This window comes from Nocardia sp. NPDC005998 (assembly GCF_040614395.1).
In the GTDB taxonomy this organism is placed as follows: Bacteria; Actinomycetota; Actinomycetes; order Mycobacteriales; family Mycobacteriaceae; genus Nocardia.
In genome coordinates, this window is sequence record NZ_JBEXUI010000034.1 from 18,862 (window position 1) to 39,537 (window position 20,676).

17 protein-coding genes are annotated in these 20,676 nt (G+C 66.0%); 9 read left to right on the plus strand and 8 right to left on the minus strand.

Going from position 1 to position 20,676, the window contains the following annotated elements:
• Positions 1-59: 59 nt before the first annotated feature.
• The 3 genes from ABZ293_RS32245 to ABZ293_RS32255 form a co-directional block, all read right to left on the minus strand.
• Positions 60-1,043, minus strand: coding sequence for a hypothetical protein (locus ABZ293_RS32245; protein WP_355186849.1), 984 nt, complete (start codon positions 1,041-1,043; stop codon positions 60-62).
• On the minus strand, positions 1,030-2,316 hold the full coding sequence (locus ABZ293_RS32250; protein ID WP_355186851.1) for a hypothetical protein: 1,287 nt from the start codon (positions 2,314-2,316) through the stop codon (positions 1,030-1,032). The genes ABZ293_RS32245 and ABZ293_RS32250 overlap by 14 nt, the downstream gene beginning before the upstream one ends.
• Positions 2,317-2,389: 73 nt before the next feature.
• Positions 2,390-2,713, minus strand: a complete 324-nt coding sequence (locus ABZ293_RS32255; RefSeq protein WP_355186853.1) for a hypothetical protein — start codon at positions 2,711-2,713, stop codon at positions 2,390-2,392.
• Positions 2,714-2,998: 285 nt separating this feature from the next.
• Between ABZ293_RS32255 and ABZ293_RS32260 the strand changes: the two genes are divergently transcribed.
• Entirely contained in the window at positions 2,999-3,517 is a 519-nt protein-coding gene (locus ABZ293_RS32260) for a L,D-transpeptidase (RefSeq protein WP_355186855.1), read from the plus strand.
• Positions 3,518-3,634: 117 nt separating this feature from the next.
• Here the strand turns inward: ABZ293_RS32260 and ABZ293_RS32265 are convergent, their stop codons facing one another.
• Positions 3,635-4,996 carry a helix-turn-helix domain-containing protein gene (locus ABZ293_RS32265; protein ID WP_355186857.1) on the minus strand — a complete coding sequence of 454 codons (1,362 nt, stop codon included), beginning with the start codon at positions 4,994-4,996 and terminating at the stop codon, positions 3,635-3,637.
• 168 nt (positions 4,997-5,164) lie between these two features.
• Between ABZ293_RS32265 and ABZ293_RS32270 the strand changes: the two genes are divergently transcribed.
• The 7 genes from ABZ293_RS32270 (at position 5,165) to ABZ293_RS32300 (ending at position 13,902) form a co-directional block, all read left to right on the plus strand.
• A complete protein-coding gene (locus ABZ293_RS32270; protein ID WP_355186858.1) occupies positions 5,165-6,625 on the plus strand; it encodes an AMP-binding protein in 1,461 nt (486 codons plus the stop codon).
• A gap of 27 nt (positions 6,626-6,652) precedes the next feature.
• On the plus strand, positions 6,653-8,467 hold the full coding sequence (locus ABZ293_RS32275; protein ID WP_355186860.1) for a DUF3556 domain-containing protein: 1,815 nt from the start codon (positions 6,653-6,655) through the stop codon (positions 8,465-8,467).
• The gene (locus ABZ293_RS32280) at positions 8,464-9,885 is read left to right on the plus strand and encodes an NAD(P)/FAD-dependent oxidoreductase (protein WP_355186862.1); all 1,422 of its coding nucleotides are present in this window, start codon (positions 8,464-8,466) and stop codon (positions 9,883-9,885) included. Before ABZ293_RS32275 ends, ABZ293_RS32280 begins: the two co-directional genes overlap by 4 nt.
• A gap of 214 nt (positions 9,886-10,099) precedes the next feature.
• Positions 10,100-10,933, plus strand: a complete 834-nt coding sequence (locus ABZ293_RS32285) for a 3-oxoacyl-ACP reductase family protein (protein ID WP_355186864.1) — start codon at positions 10,100-10,102, stop codon at positions 10,931-10,933.
• Between the two features lie 39 nt (positions 10,934-10,972).
• Complete coding sequence (locus ABZ293_RS32290; RefSeq protein WP_355186866.1) at positions 10,973-12,697, plus strand: alpha/beta fold hydrolase; 1,725 nt, start codon at positions 10,973-10,975, stop codon at positions 12,695-12,697.
• Positions 12,697-13,602, plus strand: coding sequence for a poly(3-hydroxyalkanoate) depolymerase (gene phaZ / locus ABZ293_RS32295; protein WP_355186868.1), 906 nt, complete (start codon positions 12,697-12,699; stop codon positions 13,600-13,602). The genes ABZ293_RS32290 and phaZ overlap by 1 nt, the downstream gene beginning before the upstream one ends.
• A 78-nt stretch (positions 13,603-13,680) precedes the next feature.
• Positions 13,681-13,902 (plus strand): hypothetical protein, encoded by a 222-nt coding sequence (locus tag ABZ293_RS32300; protein WP_354952179.1) that lies wholly within the window; start codon positions 13,681-13,683, stop codon positions 13,900-13,902.
• A 50-nt stretch (positions 13,903-13,952) separates the two neighbouring features.
• On the opposite strand, the gene ABZ293_RS32305 is transcribed toward ABZ293_RS32300, so the two are convergent.
• Together ABZ293_RS32305 and ABZ293_RS32310 are read right to left on the minus strand one after the other, a co-directional pair.
• Positions 13,953-15,524, minus strand: coding sequence for an MDR family MFS transporter (locus tag ABZ293_RS32305; RefSeq protein WP_355186870.1), 1,572 nt, complete (start codon positions 15,522-15,524; stop codon positions 13,953-13,955).
• Positions 15,525-15,607: 83 nt separating this feature from the next.
• The gene (locus tag ABZ293_RS32310) at positions 15,608-16,249 is read right to left on the minus strand and encodes a helix-turn-helix domain-containing protein (protein ID WP_355186872.1); all 642 of its coding nucleotides are present in this window, start codon (positions 16,247-16,249) and stop codon (positions 15,608-15,610) included.
• Positions 16,250-16,623: 374 nt separating this feature from the next.
• On the opposite strand from ABZ293_RS32310, the gene ABZ293_RS32315 reads away from it, so the two are divergent.
• Positions 16,624-17,493 (plus strand): AfsR/SARP family transcriptional regulator, encoded by an 870-nt coding sequence (locus tag ABZ293_RS32315; protein WP_355186874.1) that lies wholly within the window; start codon positions 16,624-16,626, stop codon positions 17,491-17,493.
• Here the strand turns inward: ABZ293_RS32315 and accC are convergent.
• Positions 17,490-18,851, minus strand: coding sequence for an acetyl-CoA carboxylase biotin carboxylase subunit (gene accC / locus ABZ293_RS32320; RefSeq protein WP_355186876.1), 1,362 nt, complete (start codon positions 18,849-18,851; stop codon positions 17,490-17,492). The genes ABZ293_RS32315 and accC overlap by 4 nt on opposite strands.
• A gap of 4 nt (positions 18,852-18,855) precedes the next feature.
• The gene (gene accA / locus ABZ293_RS32325) at positions 18,856-20,547 is read right to left on the minus strand and encodes an acetyl-CoA carboxylase carboxyl transferase subunit alpha (protein WP_355186964.1); all 1,692 of its coding nucleotides are present in this window, start codon (positions 20,545-20,547) and stop codon (positions 18,856-18,858) included.
• Positions 20,548-20,676 lie beyond the last annotated feature (129 nt).

Below are 20,676 nucleotides of genomic sequence, written 5' to 3' on the forward strand. Positions count from 1 at the left end.
ACTCGATTCGGGCCCGCACAGCCCGATTCCGCGCCGCAAGCAGCGGTCGCTGGTCCGCGTCAGGCGGCGTTGATCGCGGTGATCAGCGTTCGATTGCCTGCCGTTCGGGTCGTGATGATCTGGGTGAAGGTCTGTGGTTGCTCACCCGGTCGCTGTTGGGTGAGCCGGACCTCCCAGTGCGCCTCCCCTGCATCGGTGCCCGCGCGGGTGATCTGCACGCAGTACAGGGTGCCGGTGGGGACCTGGTTGATGCCGCGCTGGATCTGGTCGGCGGCGGGCACATTCGCGTCATTCGCGACGACGCCGCGCGCCGCGAACCCCGAACGCTGCACGTAATACGCACGCTCGAAGGCGAGGATCGCCGAGGGGCCATCGCTGGTGCCGCCCGGATCCGTGCCGGAGATGACATCGCCGGTGCGCCGCTGTTCACAGCCCGGTGTCGCGACCTGCGACGGTTGATCGCCGGGGGTGGTGGTCCCCGGAACGCGTCCGGCGGTCCCTGGCACGACGGCCGCCGAGGTCGCCGCGGCGGGGCGCTTCTGCTCACCCGAACCGCCGAAGACGAACATCAGCACCGAAACCACCGCGAGCACCACACCGAGCACGATCAGCACCGCGACCACCCGATTGCCGCCACCTGCCGGTTGCTGATCGCGACGTCGCGGCGGATGCCGCAGCGCCGGGCCGGGATTGCCGCCGGACCGATCGATGATCGTGGGCACAACGGCTTTGGTTTCCGCAGGTAGCGGCGATTCGGTCGCGACGGTGCGGGTCCGGTCCCGGCTCTGCTCCGCCTCCGTTGGCGCCACGGCGGGATGACGCGGTTCCAGCCATTCCTGCCAATCCCCGGACGGCCGGGCACGCAGTGGCCGCTCGGGTGGGTCGAGCGGATCGACCCGAGGGCCCCGTCGTTGGCCCGAACCACGCCGCGCGCCCGGACGCCGCCGCTTCGAGGCGGGGGCGGCGGGCCGGATCATGGGCAGTCCGGTATCGAACGGATTGCCCTGGTTCCGGCTCGGGGAGCCGGAATCAGAGCTCGTCATCGTCGAATTCGCCGATCACCGCGGGCGGGACGGTCGCCAGCACGGTCGGCACGGTGACGCCGAGTTGGCCGTCGCGCGGGCGGCGATCCTCATCCGATTGCGGTGACGGCGGCATCGCCAGACCACCGGTGCTGCCCGGCTGGTTCGCCGGTTCCGGCGCGGAGGGCCGCGACGGTGGCGTCTCCGCAGTGGCCGGTGCCTGCGGCCCCGGTGCTGGCATCGGCGCCGGAGCCGGTTTCGTGGCGGTGGATCCATTGGGCGGGATCACCGAGCTGGTCCCGGCATTCGGCGCGGGCTTGGCCGACAGACCCGATCCGCCGCCGAAGTCGATCACATTCGTGGGTTTGCTCGCGGACTCGCCGGTGGTCGGGTTCGTGGTGCTGCCCGGATGGATGAGTTCCGGAATCGCCTTGTCGATTGCCTTATCCGCGGAGGTGGCCACGGTGTCCATGGCGTGCGTACCGACTTCGGCGATCTTATCGATGAGGTGGGTGCCGATATTGACCCCGGCCTCGATGGCGGCGGTGCCGACCGAGACACCCGCGTTGATCAGGTACTGCTGCAACTGGAGTTGGGCTGCCTGCACCGGGTCCAGTGGCGTTGTCGTGGTCACGCCCGCGGTCGTCGTGCCGTCCGTCGTACCGGGCACGACCGTCTGCTGGGTGGTGCCGACGCCCTGCGGTGTGGTGACGGTGAGCGGTCCCATCGCATCGAGCCGGGCGGTGTGGCCGTCCATTTCCGATTGCGCGGTGCTGACCGCGGTGACGGCGTCCCGCAGCGCCCGGGTTGCCCGCGCGATCACGGCATCGGTATCCGAGGACGCGCTCGCGGTGCTCATGATCTGCCGGGCGTCCCTGCGGAAGTCCGCGATGATCTGCTCCACCTTCTGCGCGGCACGGGCGCTGGTGGCATGGGCGTCACCGAGCACCGACAGGTACTCCGGTCCGCGGTCGGAGATATCGCCGATCTGAGTTTGCGTGGTGCGCAACGCCGGAACGGCATCGTCGGCGGCGCGCGAGGTCCAGGTCGACTCGAGTGCGTGCAGGCCGTCGCGGTGCGGGCCCTCGGCATCGGCGACCTGTGTGGACGCCGCGGACAGCGCCTCGACCACGGACCGGTCCGGTGTCGCGACGCCGCTGCCGAGCGAGGCGCGCAGCTGTAGTAGCGGCTCCACCAGCGCGGCCACGATCGGCGGATCCACATTCGGGTCGACGGTGCTGACGGGGGTATCGGCGGCGGTGTTAGCGGGCCGCCGTCGGAGCAGTCGTCTCATGCCTGCGCCTCGCTGACGCTCGGCTCCGGCATGTGCCGTGCACGCTGGCTCATGATTCGCTCACTTCGTTCGCTCATGCCAGCGCTTCTCCTTGCCGGGCAAGAGCGCCCGCGGAATCTACGTCGATGCCCTGCATATCCGCGCTGTAGTCGCGCAGTACCTGCCCATAGGCGGCCACCAATTGTCCTGCGGTAGAAAGCGCTTGGACATGTTCGTGCACCTTCTCGGTGAATCGGGCCGCAAATGTGGCGCCGACCGGTCCGAGATCGGCGACGAGTCGCTCCGGATTCACCGCGCCACCCGCGACAGCCGAGGCCGAGGCCAGCTGTTGCGACACCGTATTCGCGATCGCGGTGTAGGCGGCCATCGCCGCCGGGTCGAGCTTCAGCGCGTCCACTGTTCCCCCTTAATTACGGAAACCAATCTGTCGCCTCATATTTCGACACTCCGAGCGTACTTGGGACCCGGACAATGCGCGCCCGATCCCGCGTTCGGACCGAGTCTATGCGGCCGCGGCTGGCGCTTATGCGACACCAGTCCGTTATGACAGAGGCCGAGGTAGCGATTCCGGAAACGATCACTTTCACCTCGCGGCGGTCATATGCTTAGCGCTACGAGGTTGGTCCCATCATCACTCTGGCGATCCACGCCCAGGGTGCCCAAGGTGAGAGGGGTCAGTAGCGTGAAGAACAGCAAGCGTTTTCGAAACTGGTCGGTCAGATCCGCAGTGCTCGTCGGTGCCGTGTCGGCCGGACTCCTGATGGCGGGCACGGCGCAAGCAGAACCACTGTGGCCGGGTGGCCCGGATATCGGCACACCGGCGATCATTCCGCCCATTCCGCCGGCTCCCGTTTACGCACCGTGTGCCGAGAACGCACGGATGTGTATGCGGCTGTCCACGAACGAAGCCTGGCTGATGGAAGACGGCAAGGTGACCTACGGTCCGACCCCGATCTCCCACGGTCGGCCCGGGTACGAGACGCCGCCCGGGGTCTTCCGGGTCTCCTTCAAAAGGGAGGACTTCTGGAGCACCATGCACAACGCTCCGATGAAGTGGGCCGTCTTCTTCAACGGTGATATCGCCACCCATATCGGCCCCATCGAGGAACAGTCGCACGGCTGCATCCGGATGACCCCCGAGGGCGCCGAGGCGACCTACCACCACCTCAACCCCGGTGACATCGTCGAGGTCGTACGCTGACACCGTCACCGAGCGAGGCCTGAGCGGAATCCACCGACTGGGCTTGCTCGTATCCGTCGGATCAGCGGCAAAGTCGTTGCGCACCAACGACAACCACCGGATCGCATTGATGGCACCTCAGCTGGCCGGGCTCGGGCCTTGTTCCGGACCGACGGCTGACGGGTGCGCGCGCCGAATGCGATCGGTCGTGGCATGCCCGTCATCGACAGGCCAGAGCACTGCTGGACCGAACCAGTGGCACAGCAGCAGGGCGAGCTCGACATCGAGGCGATCCTCGCCGATCGGGCGGCCGCGGCGGTCGACGGCGCGCTGGACACGATATTTCACCGAGTTGAAGTGCAGGTTCAGCTCGTCGGCGGCGGCCTTGTAGCTCGCGCCGTGATGTAGGAAGACGCGCAGGGTGTCGCGCAGTCGCGCATCGTTGTCGGAGTTGGTCGCCAGCGGCCCGAGCACATCGCCCACCCAGGCCCGAGCCTCGGGCAGATCGCCGCTCAGCAGTGCGGCCGCGGCCAGCCCAGGGTCGCCGGACGCCGTGACGCGCGCGCTGCGTGGACCCGCGGCGATGACGACGTTGCGGACGCTCTCGGCCTGCCGATGGGAGCGACGGAAGCCCTCGACACCGGGTAGTGGCATACCGAGGGCGATACACGGAGCATCGTGGCGCCCGGCGATGAACCGACGGACCAGCCCCTCGACGGTCGGCGCGGTCTCGGCGCTCAACGGAATCCAGCCCCAACCGCTGACTCGATCGGCGGCGACGAACAACGCACTCCCCTGTGTCGGTAGCGATTCGGTGAGCTCGCGCAGGAAGCGTTCCAGCCGCACCAACTCGTTGCCCTTCACGTCGTCGGAGTACCAGAGAATCAGTGCGAGGTGAATTCGCCTGAGCGGGTAACGGATTGCCGCGGTGACCGCGTCCAGATCCACCTCGCCGTCCTCGAGCAGCTCGCGCACACGGACGGCGCGCACGCTGTTGCGGTGCTCCGACCACCGATCGCGCTCGACGTCGTACACCCCGACGACCTGCTGGGAAATCCAATCGATGTAGCGGAAGGAGACCGTTGTCATCCGTTCGTAGACATCGAGGCTCAGTGTCGGATCGAGGTCCGCGGCGCGGATCTCGTCCAGGATCACATCGAGCAGCGCCTGCTGACCGAGCCGGTAGGCCCGCACGAGCGCATTGGAGGAGACATCGTGTTGGGCCAGGCGCCGCGCATACTCCAGCGCGGCGGTCGGCGGTTCGACGCGCTCGATCGGGATGTCGTAGTGCAACGCGTGGAAGACCGCATCGATATTTCCCTCGACGCTGGCGCCCAGTAATTCGATGAGCTGCGAATTACCCCGCAGTTCGGAAATCTCGGCGGCCAGGGTCTGCTGAATCGACCGGGATACCTCGCCCAGCCTGGCACGGAGCAGCCCTTCGATCCTCGCGGCGTTCTCTATGACGACTGCATCGTCGAACCGGCGCCGGTCAGCCATAACCAACAGTAGATCGCTGTGCCGACCAGGGTGATCGATTTCCTGATGCGGTTGTCTTCCCACGACAACACCGGCCGCGGACTTCGTATTTTCGCGACGGTGTTTACCAGATGTCCGATTCCTATCGTTTGGTGTATCCCTTCGAAACCCCCAGCCCAGGAATTGTCCATGAACCTTTCGGAACTCCCCGATCTACGCGCCACCCGCGACCCGTACGGACCGAGCATCGCCGACGATGACGTCGAGTTGAACAACATTCAGTTCCTCCGGACCGTCCAGCGGGCCGCGGCGACCTTACGCAGCCAGGGCATCGGCGCCCAGGACGTGGTCGCCGTGATGCTGCCCAACACCGTGAGCCTCGTGGTGACCCTGTTCGCCGCGTGGCGTATCGGTGCGGCCGTCACTCCGCTCAGCCCCACACTCGTCCCGTCCGAGGTCGCATACCAGGTGGCGGACGCGGGGGCGAAGGTGCTGGTCACCGATCGGCAGATCGAACTGGCCACACCCGCGCTGTTGCCGGTGCGTGAGCTGACCGCCGAACCCCCGGCCTTCGCCGATCCGGTCCAGCAGTCCGACGACGCGCTGGCTTTGCTCATCTACACCAGCGGCACCACCGGCCGCCCGAAGGGCGTCATGCTCGACCACGCCAACCTGAAGGCAATGTGCCGCATGGTGATCGACGCATTCCAGCTGACCGGCGCCGACCACAGCCTGCTCATCCTGCCGCTGTTCCATGTCAACGGCATTGTCGTCGGCACGCTGTCGCCATTGCTGGCCGGTGGCCGGACCACCATCGCGGGCCGGTTCAGCCCGAAGACCTTCTTCGAGCGGATCGTACGCAGCGGCGCGACCTACTTCTCCGCCGTACCGACCATGTACACGATGCTGGCGGATCTGCCCGTGGATGTGCGACCGGATACCTCGGCCGTGCGATTCGCGGTATGCGGCGCGGCACCGGCCAGCGTCGAACTGCTGGACAAGTTCGAAAGCCGTTACGACATACCGATTGTCGAGGGATACGGACTGTCCGAGGGATCCTGCGCGAGCACCGTCAACCCGATCGGCGGCCAGCGCAAGCCGGGCACCGTCGGGCTGCCGCTGCCCGGCCAGACCATCCGGATCGTCGACTCCAACGACCTCCCGGTGGCCGACGGTGAACCGGGCGAGGTGCAGGTGCACGGACCGAATGTCATGCGCGGCTATCTGAATCGCCCCGAGGAAACCGCCAAGGCGCTCGCGGGCGGCTGGTTGCACACCGGCGATATCGGACGCATCGACGAGGACGGCTATCTCGTGCTGGTCGACCGCGCCAAGGACATGATCATTCGCGGCGGCGAGAACATCTATCCGAAAGAGATCGAGACCGTCATCTATCAACTGCCCGAAATCGCCGAGGCCGCGGTCGTCGGCCGGGCCGATGCGGTGTACGGCGAACAGCCGGTGCTGTTCGTCTCGCTGAATTCCGGCGCGCAGATCGACGCCGAGAGGATCCATGAGCACGCGCGCGGCGCGCTGTCGAAATTCAAACTGCCCGTGGCGATCACGATTCTCGACGAGCTGCCGAAGAACGCTGTCGGCAAGATCGACAAATCCTCGCTGCGCAAATCGCTGCACCTCCAGGGTGCCTGAGATACATTCGAAAATTAGGAGTTCACAATGAGTTTCACAAAGCCGGATCTCCCAGCCGTCGATCCGGAAACATTTCTGCGGAAGCCGCTCATGGAGCGGATGCGCATTCTCGCCGTCAGCTGGGGCGAGCACGGATTCGGTTCGCCGCGAATGGTGCACACGATCTACATCCTGAAGCTGCTGCTGTGCTACGCGCTGGGCGGCATTGTCGTGGCGACCGTGACCTCGGATCTGCCTGCGTTCTGGCATGTTTCGCAGTGGTGGGACCAGCCGATCGTCTACCAGAAGGCGGTGCTGTGGACCGTCCTGCTCGAGGCGATCGGTGTCGCGGGCTCGTGGGGACCGCTCGCGGGGAAGGTGAAGCCGATGACCGGCGGCATCCTGTTCTGGGCCAGGCCGGGCACCATTCGGCTGCGGCCATGGCGCTGGGTGCCGTTCACCGGGGGTGATCGCCGCACCTGGTTCGACATCGTGCTCTATGTGGCGATGCTGGTCGCCGTGGCGGTTCCGTTGGTTCTGCCCGGCGTGCACAGTGACTCGCTATCCGCCGCGGTCCCGGACAACACCTCGGGCCTGGTCGCCCCCGCGCTCATCGTGCCCGCAATCGTGCTGCTGGTGGTCAACGGCCTGCGTGACAAGACGGTTTTCCTCGCCGCTCGCGGCGAGCAGTACCTGCCCGCGCTCGTCTTCTTCACCGTGCTGCCATTCGTGGACATGATCATCGCGCTGAAGCTGCTGATCCTGGTCGTCTGGGTCGGTGCGGGTGTGTCGAAGTTCGGCAAGCATTTCGCCAATGTGGTCCCGCCGATGGTCAGCAACAGCCCCTCGATGCCGTTCACCTGGATCAAGCGGGCGCATTATCGCGACTTCCCGCGTGACCTGCGGCCGTCCCGGGTGGCGGATCTGATGGCGCACGTCGGCGGCACCTTCGTGGAGATCGTCGCACCGCTGACGTTGTTCTTCTCGACGAATATCTGGCTCACCGTGGCGGCAGCGACCGCGATGGTGGTGTTCCACCTGTTCATCGTGTCGACCTTCCCGCTGGCGGTGCCGCTGGAGTGGAATGTGCTGTTCGCCTACACCACGATCTTCCTGTTCCTCGGCTTCCCCAACTGGGACGGCTACAGCGTCACCGATATGTCCTCACCGTGGCTCACAATGGTGATCGTGGCAGGGCTGGTTTTCTTCCCGATCCTGGGCAATTTCCGCCCCGACAAGGTGTCCTTCCTGCCCTCGATGCGGCAGTACGCGGGCAACTGGGCGTCGGCGGTGTGGGCGTTCGCGCCCGGTGCCGAAGCCAAACTGGATCGGGTGACCAGGACGGCGCGAAATCAACTCGACCAGTTCATCGAGTTCGGCTACGAACCGCAATGGGCCGAGATCACCCTGCAGAAGACCATCGCCTGGCGCACCATGCACAGTCAGGGCCGCGGCCTGTTCTCGGTGCTGCTGAAATCCCTGCCCGATATCGATACCCGGACGGTGCGCGAGGCGGAATTCATCTGCAATTCGCTGATCGGGTTCAACTTCGGTGACGGACACCTGCACAACGAGGATCTGGTCCGGGCTGTGCAGACCGAGGCACAATTCGAACCGGGTGAGCTGATCGTCGTCTGGGTCGAGTCGCAGGCGGTGGGCAGCAAGGTTCAGCACTACAAGGTGATCGACGGGGCGCTCGGGGTGATCGAGCGCGGTACCTGGAAGGTCGCCGATGCGGTCGCTGAGCAGCCGTGGTTGCCCAACGGTCCGATCCCGACCGAGGTGAGCTGGTCGCTGACCGAACCGAAGCCCACTGCCGCACCGGTCATCCTGGATGAGCACGGGCATGGAGCGCTGGCATGAGCACCGCAACCGTGGTGGGCGGCGGCCCCAACGGGCTCGCCGCCGCCGTCGCCCTCGCGGCGGCCGGAGTACAGGTCACCGTGTTGGAGGCGGCGGACGAGATCGGTGGCGGCACCCGCTCCAGCGAGGCGATCGTGCCCGGTCTGCTGCACGACCACTGCTCGGCCACCCATCCGATGGCCGTCGGCTCGCAATTCCTCGGCAGTCTCGGCCTCGACCGGTACGGGCTGCAGTGGCGCTGGCCCGAGATAGATTGCGTACATCCGCTCGACGGCGGTTCGGCGGGAGTGCTGCATCGCTCGGTCGAGGAGACCGCGGCCGGGCTCGGCCGAGACGGGGCACGCTGGCGGCTGGCATTCGATCGCCCGGTGGCCCGGTACGACGCGCTGGCGCAGGACATTATGAGCCCGCTGCTGCGAATGCCACACCACCCGCTGACGCTGGCACGATTCGGCATTCCGACCATACTGCCCGCCTCGACGCTGGCACGGGCATTCCGGACCGCGGCGGCCAGGGCGTTGTTCGGCGGCATCGCGGCACATACCTTTCGGCCGCTGCATCAGCCGCTGACCTCCGCGATCGGACTCGGCATCATCACCGCCGGGCACCGGCACGGGTGGGCCGTTGCGGCGGGCGGATCGCGATCGATCAGCGGCGCGCTCGCCGCGCTGCTGGCCGATCTCGGCGGCAAGATCGAGACCGGGACCCGCATCGACGCGATATCGCAGTTGCCGCACACCGACATCACGATGTTCGACCTCGCGCCCGGCGCCGTCGCCGATATCCTCGGCGATCGGCTGCCGCGCCGAATCGCCGAGGCGTACCAACGTTTTCGGCAGGGACCCGGGGCTTTCAAGGTCGACTTCGCGGTCGAGGGTGGCGTGCCGTGGACCAATCCGGACGCGCACCGCGCCGGGACGGTGCATCTTGGCGGCGACTACGCCGAGATCGCCGCCGGTGAACGGGATATTCACGCGGGCAGGATGCCGGAGCGACCGTTCGTCCTGGTCGGGCAGCAGTATCTGGCGGACCCGCAGCGCTCGGTCGGCAATGTCCATCCGCTGTGGACCTACGCGCATGTGCCCAACGGATTTACCGGCGATGCGACCGCGGCGATCATCGCCCAGATCGAGCGGTTCGCGCCTGGTTTCCGGGAGCGCATCGTCGGGCAGACCGTACGGACGACGACGGAGATGGCGACCTACAACCCGAACTATGTCGGTGGCGACATCATGACCGGCGCCAAGGATATTCGTCAGTTGGTCTTCGGTCCGCGCACCACACTGTCGCCGTACGACGTCGGCGTGCCGGGAATGTACATCTGCTCCGCGGCCACGCCACCCGGTCCCGGCGCGCACGGTATGTGCGGCGCCAACGCCGCGCAATCGGCGCTGCGCCACCTGGAAGAAATCGGCTAGCAATCGGGTCGCCCGAGATCGATGTCACTTCGGGCCGACCGGCCGCACTCCAATAGCGGCACCGCATGTTCGCAGGTCCTGTGTCCACCTGCCAATGAATCCCTCGGTTCTCGTCTCCCCGAGACGATGATCCCGATCGAATTCCATACGACAGTAATTGCAGCCAGCAACGGCGCGGCATACCAAGATTCCAAATACCCAGAAAGCATCAGGAATGACCACCTCGTACGTTCAAGAAATCCCCGGGCTCGGACTGGGCACCGGAAAACTCACCGGCCGCGTCGCCTTCGTCACCGGTGGCACCCGCGGTATCGGCGCCGCGATCGCGCGCAGCCTCGCTGGCCAGGGCGCCACAGTGGCGGTGGGCTACAACACCGACAGCGCCGACCATTTCGTCACCAACCTCACCGAGCAGGCCCGGGCGCACGGCGCCACCGCTTCGGCCCATCAGGGCGATATAAGCTCCGCCGCCGACTGTCGCCGCACCATCGCCGAGGTGATCGAAACCCATGGGCGACTGGACATTCTGGTCAACAACGCGGGTATCACCATGGACAAGACGGTGGCCGCGATGACCGAGGAAGACTGGCACACCGTGCTCGCGGTCAACCTGTCCGGCGCCTTCTTCCTGTCCCAGGCCGCGCTTGCGCACATGGTCGAACGGGGGACCGGACGCATTGTCAACGTGTCCTCCGTGGTCGGTGAGACCGGCAATATCGGCCAGGCCAACTACGCCGCCGCCAAGTCGGGGCTGTTCGGGCTGACCAAGACCCTGGCCAAGGAGGCCGCCTGCCAGCTCGACAAATCCGGCCTGCGCACCGACTACGGCATCGGCATCACGGTCAACGCCGTGACGCCCGGCCTGATCGCCACCGAGATGACCGACCGCATTCCGAAGCAGGTGATGAGCAAGCTCACCGCGCAGATCCCGGTGGGGCGGGCCGGTCGCCCCGAGGAAGTCGCCAGGGTCGTGCACTTCCTGGCCGCTGACGCCTCCGCCTACATCACCGGACAGGTGTGGAGCGTCAACGGCGGCATGGATATGTGACCCGGGCACCGTCGAACTATCCACCCGAGAGAAGCCATCGTGACGAATACCGTTGATACCGAACGCAATTACCCACCCACCACCGCCCGTGGCGCGGACGAGCTCGCCGCTCCGCTCGATCTGCTGCTGCTCGGCCCCGCCTTCGGCCTGCGCCGCCGCATGACACCGAACACCTCCTGGGCACATATGGCCGCCAATCTGGCCCGCAAGCCGGGGACTGTCGCCGAGCGCGGCCGATCACTGGTCAAGGAATTCGGCCTTATCGCCCGCGGTTCGGCCACCCGGGAACCGGCCAAGTACGACAAGCGCTTCGCCGACCCCGCGTGGCAACAGAATCCGCTGCTGCATCGAACGGTGCAGGCCTACCTGGCCGCATCCGAGACCGCCGAGACGCTTTACCGAGACGCCGAGCTGGACTGGCGCGATGGCGAGCGGATGAAATTCGTACTCGACAATGTGATCGAAGGCGCGTCACCGAGCAACAACCCGCTGCTCAGTCCGCTGGGCTGGAAGGCGCTCATCGATACCGGCGGACTGAGCGCGGTCCGCGGCCTGCGCCGATTCCTGCGCGATATCGCCGGTCAGCCGCGAGTTCCCGCGATGGTCGAGCCGGATGCGTTCGCGGTCGGCGAGACGATCGCCACGACACCGGGCGCGGTCGTGCTGAAAACACGGATGTTCGAGTTGATCCAGTACACCCCGCAGACACCGACGGTGCACACGGTTCCGCTGCTGATGGTGCCACCGGTGATCAACAAGTTCTATGTTATGGATATCGCACCCGGCCGCAGCATGATCGAGTATTTCGTGCAGCAGGGCCAGCAGGTCTTCGCAATATCGTGGCGCAATCCGCATGCCCGGCACCGAGATTGGGGATTCGACAGCTACGGCGCCGCCATTGTGGAAGCACTCGACGCGGTGCGGCGGATCGCGGGGACCGAGCGCGCGCATCTGATGGCGAGCTGTTCCGGCGGCATTCTCGCGGCCATGGTCGCCGCGCATCTCACCGATATCGGCGAGGACGATCGGCTGGCGAGCCTGACGCTCGCAGTCACCGTACTCGATCAGTCCAAGGCAGGTTTCGCCTCGGCGGCGCTCGGCGAGAAGGAGGCGCATACGGCGATCAGGATGTCCGAGCGCAAGGGCTATCTCGACGGACGCGCGCTGGCCGAGGTGTTCGCATGGCTGCGGCCAACCGATCTGATCTGGCGGTATTGGGTCAACAACTACGTCCAGGGGCGCGCGCCCGCGGCGTTCGACGTGTTGTTCTGGAATGCGGACACCACACGCATGACCGCGGCCCTGCATCGGGATATGGTGCTGCTCGGGCTGCACAACTCGCTGACCGAACCGGGTGCGGTGCGCATGCTGGACTCGCCGGTGGATCTGTCGAAGGTGACCGTCGATTCATATGTGATCGGTGGCATCGCCGACCACATCAGCCCGTGGCAGGCCACCTATCGCAGCGCACGGCTGCTCGGCAGCACGCAGCAGCGGTACGTGCTCTCGACCAGCGGACATATTGCGGCGCTGGTCAATCCGCCCGGAAATCCCAAGGCGTCCTACCGATTCGGGCCCGCCGACACCGAAAGACCCGACGAATGGCTGGAAACGGCGGAGCGGGCCGCCGACTCCTGGTGGCCCGATTATGTCGCCTGGCTCGCCGAGCGCGGCGGACCCGAAAAGCCCGCGCCGCAACAGCTCGGCGCCGAGGGCCTGCTACCCGTCGGTCCGGCGCCGGGCACCTATGTCCACGAACACTGATGTCGCGCAGTGAGCCGATGATCGCCGCCACCGGGGACCACATCATCACCGTATTCGGCCAACGGATTCGAGTGCGTATCCGGCCGGGACGGGGCATACCGCTGGTGTTGTGCAATGGCATCGGCGCCGGGCTCGAGGTGCTCGCGCCGATTGTCGACGGGCTCGACCTCGAGATCCCGGTCGTGAGTTTCGATGTGCCCGGCACCGGCGAGTCACCGCATTCCCCACTCCCCTATGGGTTTCCGTATCTGGCCTGGCTGCTCGGCCGCATCCTGGACAAACTGGGCATCGACCGCGTCGATCTGCTCGGCCTGTCGTGGGGCGGTGCGGTGGCACAGCAATTCGCTTTTCAGAACCCGCGCCGATGTCGCAGGCTGGTGTTGGTGTCGGCGGCGACCGGCGTACTGATGGTGCCCGCCCACCCGCGGGTGCTGGTCAAGATGGCCACACCGCGCCGGTTCCGGGATCCGGAGTACGCCACCGATATCGCCGCGGCCAGCTACGGCGGCACCGCACGCACCGATCCCGAGCGCGTCGCCGAACTGTTCCACCGTCAGGTGCACGCGGGATCCTTGCGCGGCTACCTGTACCAACTCCTCGCGGGTTCGCTGTGGACCAGTCTGCCCGCGCTGTGGGCGATTCGGCAGCCCACACTCATTGTCGCGGGCACCGACGACCCGATCATCCCGGTCGTCAACGCCCGCATCATGCACCGAATGCTGCCGCATTCGACGCTGCACCTACATCCGGGCGGACATGTCGACGTCGTTACCGACGCGGCCACATTCGGTCCGGTGATCAGCGGATTTCTCCGATCGGCCCGCGCGCGCCCGCGTCCGACTCGAGCGCCCACTGCTGGGGACCGGTACCGCATTGACGACGTGCGCCGGGCACCGCGAATATGAACTATGGGCAACGAAAACCTGCACAACAGGCGACACACCCGGCGTCCCGGGATGCCGATCGCCTGATACGAGCAGCTGGTGCGCGACGAATCCGATGTAGCACAGGCACGTGTGTTCTACGACCTCCTCACCGCCGAGGCCGAATCACTGACCGCCACAATCGAGAAGACACTGACCAGACGCGGCAGTCCAAGGGCGACAACCGAATCCCGACTGCTCATTCGGGAACTGCGCGAAGTGCGCCGATGCCTGGACCAGCTCCGGACCCGCTTCCCCGAGGTCGCCCGATCGAAGCGTTGACCGGGCCATCGATCGCCCGGTCAGCGCTTCATCTTTCGGCCGCCACCGCCTCAGCGTTCGGAAACCAGCTCCGGCTCCGGCTCGTCAGCCGCGTCCTGCGCCATCACCGCCTCACCGCGCGCAACCATGCCCGCCTCGTCGGAGAGTTTCATCTGTGGGATGAACAGTGCGAGCACGAAGGCGATCGCCGCGCCCGGGATCAGGTACCAGAAGCCAGGGACCAAGGCGTCCACGTACGCACCGACGATGGCGTCGTGCAGCACATCGGGGAGGTGTTTGACGACCGAGGGAACCAGGCCGCCCGGATCCAGTTTCGCCGCAGCGGCTTCGGGGCCGTGGGAGATGAAGACGTCGGTGAGACCTTCGGTCAACCGGTTGGTGAAGATCGAGCCGAAGATGGCTACGCCCAGTGCACCGCCCATTTCGCGGAAGTAGTTGTTGGCGCTGGTCGCGGTGCCGATCTGGTTGGGGGTCACCGCATTCTGCACGACCAGCACGATGATCTGCATGATCAGGCCGAGGCCGGCGCCCATGACGAACAGCATTGCGGAGACGACCCACATCGCGGTGTCGGCGTCCAGGCGGGTCAACCACAGCATGTCCACGATGATCAGCGCCGCGCCGAGCGGCGGATACGCCTTGTAGCGGCCGGTTTTGGTGACCATGGTCATCGAGGCCATCAGCGCAATCATCAGTCCGACCATCATCGGGATCAGCAGCAGACCCGATACCGAAGCCGAAGCGCCCGTTGCCATCTGGAGATAGGTGGGAATGAAGGCCAGGGCAGCGAACATCACGAGGCCGACCAGGAAGCCGATCGCGGAGGTCAGCACGAAGGTGCGGTTGCGGAACAACCACAGTGGCAGCATCGGCTCCTCGGCACGCGCCTCCACGAGTACGAAGGCCGCGACCACGGCGATGAACGCGGCGATCATCGTGACCATGACTGTTGAGCCCCAGGCGTATTGCTTGCCACCCCAGTCAGTGATCAGGATCAGCAGCGTGGTCGCCGCCGACATCAATACAACACCGAGGTAGTCGGGCCGGGTCTTGGGCCGGTGGCTCGGAATGCTCAGGTAGCGGAACGCGATGAACAGCGCGGCGATACCGATGGGCACATTGATCCAGAAGCACCAACGCCAGCCGAGATGATCGGCGAAGAAGCCGCCCAGCAGCGGACCGGCGACCGACGTGATGCCGAAGACCGCGCCCATCGGGGCCATATATTTGCCACGGTCCTTGGCGGGCACCACATCGGCGATGATGGCCTGGGCCAGGATCATCAGACCACCGCCGCCGACACCCTGCAGGCCACGGAAGGTGATGAACTCCCAGAAACTCGTCGACGCCGCGGCGCCGATGGAGGCGACCGTGAAGACGGTGATGGCGAACAGGAACGGCCAGCGACGGCCGAACAGGTCACCGAATTTGCCGTAGATCGGCATCATGATGGTCGTCGCGAGCAGATAGGACGTCGCGGTCCAGGCCATATGGGAGATGCCGCCGAGGTCGCCGACAATGGTCGGCATGGCGGTGCCGACGATCGTCTGATCCAGGCTGGCCAGGAACATCCCCGCGATCAATGCTCCGAAGATGAGCGAGATTCGCTTCTGGGTCAACACAATTGGGGTAGGAGGCGATTCAGCCGGGCCACCCGTCTCCCGGCCACCGCCCCCTACGGAATCGCTTCGCGATGCCGCACTTTTCATCGGTTACCTCTCCTTCTCCTGCCGCCCGGCTGCTCGAACAGCCGGGCGGCCATCGCACCGTGTTGGTGTACCGCTGCCGCCAGCGATACGGTCGGATCATTTGCCGAGGACATGGCCGCCCTCGTGGTGATAGTCGTCATGAATCCCGCTGCCAGACCGATGAATTCGGGTGATAGGTCGGTGCCGAGCCGTGCCGAGAGGAGTTCGCCGATGACGCTCTCCAGTCGAGCACCCGAGGCGACGAAGGCCGCGAGCACCCGCGGCTCGGTCTTGATCAGCGCGGCTACCAGCGAAATCCCCTCGCGCACAACGGTTTCGGATTCGAATCCGTGGGCGAACAACCAGGTGAGATCGTCCATCAGCACACCGCTCGGTCCGCCAGCGATGAACTCTGCACGCAGCTCCGGTGTGCCGATCTCGTCGACCGGTCCGACGATCGCGTCCATCTTCGTTTCGTAGTAGTTGAAGAACGTGCGCGGGGAAACCCCGACCGCTCTGGCGATGTCCTCGACGGTGGTGGCGTCGAGCCCCCGCTCGACCGCCAGCCGCCGCGCGGCCATACAGAGGTCGAGCAGGGTCTGGCGCTTCTTCTGCTCCCGCAACCCGATCGGTCGCTCGTCGCGATTCGCCTTGGACATGTCCGCCAAAGTAGCACAAACTGCAATTTTTCATAAACTGCAAGTTCAGGGGATACTTGCGGCGGAGACGGCCCGCAAGGGCCCTGAGCTCAGATGACCGCCACGCCGGGGACGATCGCACCCACTCGTGCCATCCGGAAACGACCGGCGGAACAACCCGTCACACAGAGGTCATCCTACGAATTCGTGCGTGCCCGAATCTCCTTGCGACGTAGGAGAATTGACGCACATCTCGAACCTAATTAACTCCGATATAACTCAAGTTTCATCGACTCGAGATGCAATTTTCGCTACTGTTGACCTTGCCTACAGCGAGGTGGGATTTCGAGAACCTCACATCGGTCGGGGGGATTACGCCCGTAGGAGAACTCCAAGTGAAGTATCCAGTGTGCGCTCGTGTGTTAGGTCCATTGACGCTTGCGCTCAATAATCACAACGCAACGCCAACCGCGCAAAAGCAACGCCAACTACTCGCATTACTTCTCGTCCGGCACGATACCGTCGTTCCGGTCACCACCCTGGTCGAAGAGCTGTGGAACGACGATCCACCGCGCAGCGCCGTCACCGTCGTACAGACCTATGTGCTCGGAATTCGCAAGAAGATGGCCGAACAACTCGGCATCGGACAGGCCGAAGTGGCCGAACGTTTTCTGCGCACCCGCAGCAAGGGCTATTCGTTCGACGTCAAGGACTGCCTGTTCGATTTGCGCGACTATCAAACCATGTCCGAGGCCGCCCGCTGTGCCGCCAAGACCGGCGACGACTACCGAGCGGTCGACCTGTTCACCGCCGCGGAGGCGCTGTGGAGCGGTCCGGCGCTGGTCGATGTGGAGGGCGGGATGCCACTCGCAGCGGAGATCTCGCACCTGGATCACCTGCGGCTGACCAATATCGAGCTGCGCGTCGAGGCCGAGCTGCGGCTCGGGCGATATCGCGAAGTCTGCCCCGACCTGGCCCGACTCACCGTGCAGCACCCACTGCACGAGCGGCTGCAGGCGTATTACATGTTCGCACTGTGCCGTTCGGGCCAGCGCGCCCGCGCGCTGGCCTCCTACCAGCAGTTCAGTAGGTCGATGCAGCGCGAACTCGGCCTCGACCCGTGCCAGAAGCTGCAGAAGTTGCATCAGGACATCCTTGCCGCCTCCGACGTATCGGTGAGCGCCATGCTCAACAGCCGCCACGCCGGATATCTCATCGGTTGGTACTCCGCCGAATTCCGCTCGGCGCGAGCAAAACCCGCCTAACCGTCCCGCAACAACTCGTCCACCAGCGCGGTCGAATGCGTCGCCGACCGCATGGCGGGATGATCGAGCACCTCGCACAGAAAATCCCGGGTCGTCTGCACCCGTGCGCCCGAAATCCGGAATTCGGCCAGCGCCCGCCGCATGCGCGCGAGCGCCCGCTCCCGGTCCGGCGCCCAGACGATGAGCTTCGCCAGCAGCGAGTCATAGTGCGGCGGAATCGAATAACCGGCGTGCACATGCGTATCCACGCGCACGAACGGACCGCCCGGCGGTGTGAATTCCGCCACAATTCCGGGAGCCGGTGCGAATTCGGCCGCCGGGTCCTCGGCATTGATCCGGCATTCAATTGCCGCGCCGCGCAGGGAAATATCCCGCTGGGCGATGCCGAGCGGTTGCCCGGCCGCGATCCGGATCTGCTCGGCGATCAAATCGATACCGGTAACCATTTCGGTGACCGGATGTTCGACCTGAATTCGGCAGTTGACCTCCATAAAATAGTAATTCCCTTGGCGATCCACCAGAAATTCCACGGTTCCGGCACCGACATAGCCCGCTTCCAGCACCCCGTCCACCGCGGATTTGCCCATCCGCGCCGCGAGCCCGTCCGGCAGCCGGGGCGCGGGCGATTCCTCGATGAGCTTCTGATGTCTGCGCTGTACCGAGCAGTCGCGCTCCCCGAGGTGCACACCATTGCCGTAGCCGTCGCACAGCACCTGGATCTCGACATGCCGAGCGCCCTCGAGGTACTTCTCCAGATAGACTCGACTGTCGCCGAACAACATTCGCGCGGTCGCCCGGGTCTGCTGGTAGGCGTGCGGAAACGCCGCACTCGCACGCACCACCTGCATACCGCGCCCGCCGCCACCGGCGGCCGCCTTGATGATCACCGGATAGCCGATCGAATCGGCGAGCGCGTGCGCCGCATCGGGTTCGAGCGGATCGAGACTGCCCGGCAGCAGCGGCAAGCCCGCCTTGGCCATCAGCGTGCGCGCCGACTGCTTATCGCCGAGTTGGGCCATCACATCGGCGGGCGGACCGATCAACGTGACCGCCGCCGCACGGCAGGCATCCGCGAAATCCGGTGACTCCGAGAGGAATCCGTATCCGGGATGGATGGCATCGGCTCCGGTCAGCTCGGCGGCGGCCAGCACCGCCGCAGCATTGAGGTAGCTCCGCTTGGCCGCCGCCGGCCCGATCTGCACCGATTCATCGGCGAAGCGCACCACTGCCGACTCGGCATCGGCGACCGAGTGCACCGCGACGGTGCGCACACCCAGCTCCCGGCAGGTGCGCGCGACCCGCAGCGCGATCTCGCCGCGATTGGCGATCAGAATCTTGTCGAACATGGTGTCCCGCACTCTCTTACGCCACCGAACGGACCGGAACCTGCTGCCGCGCACCGAATCGGCGGAATCGCGCCCGCCGCTCGGCCGCGAGATCCGCGCCGCTGTGCCCGGTCAGCTCCCGCAGACTCGCTGTCAGCGCCCGGTGCAGCTGATTCGCCGCCGCCAGCGGTGCGGTGCCGACATCATCGCCCGGTTCGGGCAAGACCGCGTCGACGACGCCGAGCCGCAGCAGATCACCGGCCGTAAGTGACAGCGCGGCAGCAGCTTTCGGCGCGGCGGTGGGATCATTCCATACGATGGCCGCACAACCTTCCGGGCTGATCACCGAGTACGTGCCGTTCGCGAACATCAGCACCCGGTTGGCGACGCCGAGTGCCAGCGCGCCACCGCTACCGCCCTCACCGATCACCACACTGATCACGGGCACCCGCAGCGCCGACATCAGCCGGATATTCTCCGCGATCACCACGGCCTGCCCCTGCTCTTCGGCAGTCGCACCGGGATAGGCCCCGGGAGTGTCGATCAGGGTGATCACCGGCAGCCCGAGCTTTTCGGCAAAACGCATGAGCCGCGCCGACTTTCGGTAACCCGCCGGTGTCGGCATGCCGAAGTTGCGGGCCATCATCTCCTTCGGCTCATGGCCCTTCTGGTGCCCGATCACCACGACCGGCTGCTCACCCAGCCACGCGGTGCCACCGACAATGGCGGGGCAGTCCCCGGAAATCCGATCCCCCCGCAATTCGTGGAAGCCGTCGAAGGCGAGGGCGAAGTAATCGAGCGCGGTCGGCCTGCTCGGCGTCCGCGCACGCCGGACCTGCGCCCAGGGATCGCTGTCGGGCATCCGAGCCGGATCGGTGATGGTCCCCGCATCGAGTTCGGTGACCGCATCGCCGGTCGGGTCGACCGGACCGGCGACTCGCAGCAGGGAGCCCAGCGCCTGCCGCAGACCCGCGCGCGGCACGATCATATCGATAAGGCCACGCTCCAACAGGAATTCGGCGGTCTGGAACCTCGGCGGCAACTCCTGGCGGATGGTCTGCTCGATCACGCGGCGGCCCGCGAAGCCCAGCCGTGCGCCCGGCTCGGCGATCAGCACATCCGACAGCGTCGCGAACGAGGCCGCGACACCGCCGTAGGTCGGATCGGTGATCAGGGTGATGGTGAGGATTCCGGCGCGGTCCAACTGCTCCAGCGCCGCACTGGTCTTCGCCATCTGCATCAGCGATAGCGGCCCCTCCTGCATCCGCGCCCCACCGGAAGCGGTAACGATGAGCAGCGGAATCCGTTCGGCGAGTACGGTTTCCGCGGCAGCGGTGATCATTTCCCCGACCGCGGTGCCCAAGCTGCCGCCGAGGAAGCGGAAATCCATTGCCGCGACGATCACCGCATTGCCCTCGATCTCCGCGAGCGCACACAACACCGCATCGTGCATGCCGGTGCGTGCCCGCGCCGCGGCGAGCCGATCCGCATAGGGCTTGGTGTCGGTGAAGGTCAGCGGGTCGTCGTCGGTGGGGATGATGGCGAGGGGTTGGTAACGGCCCTCGTCGGCGAGCTGGACGATGCGCTGCTCGGCGGTGATCGGGGTGTGTCTGCCGCATTCACCGCAGACGCCGAGGTCGCGGGCGAACCGCTTGCCGTACAGCGGAATCAGACAGGCCGGGCAGAGCACCCAGTCCGCGGCGCCGTCCGAGCCGAGTGCTGACTTCATCACGCGTATCTCCTGTGCTCGAGGAAGGTATGACCCACAGCCTGCGCGGGCCCGCTCGAGAACAACTCGACTCCGGCACTCGAGTCAGGTTCGAGGACCGCCTTCGATGCTCGAGTACACGATCGAAGG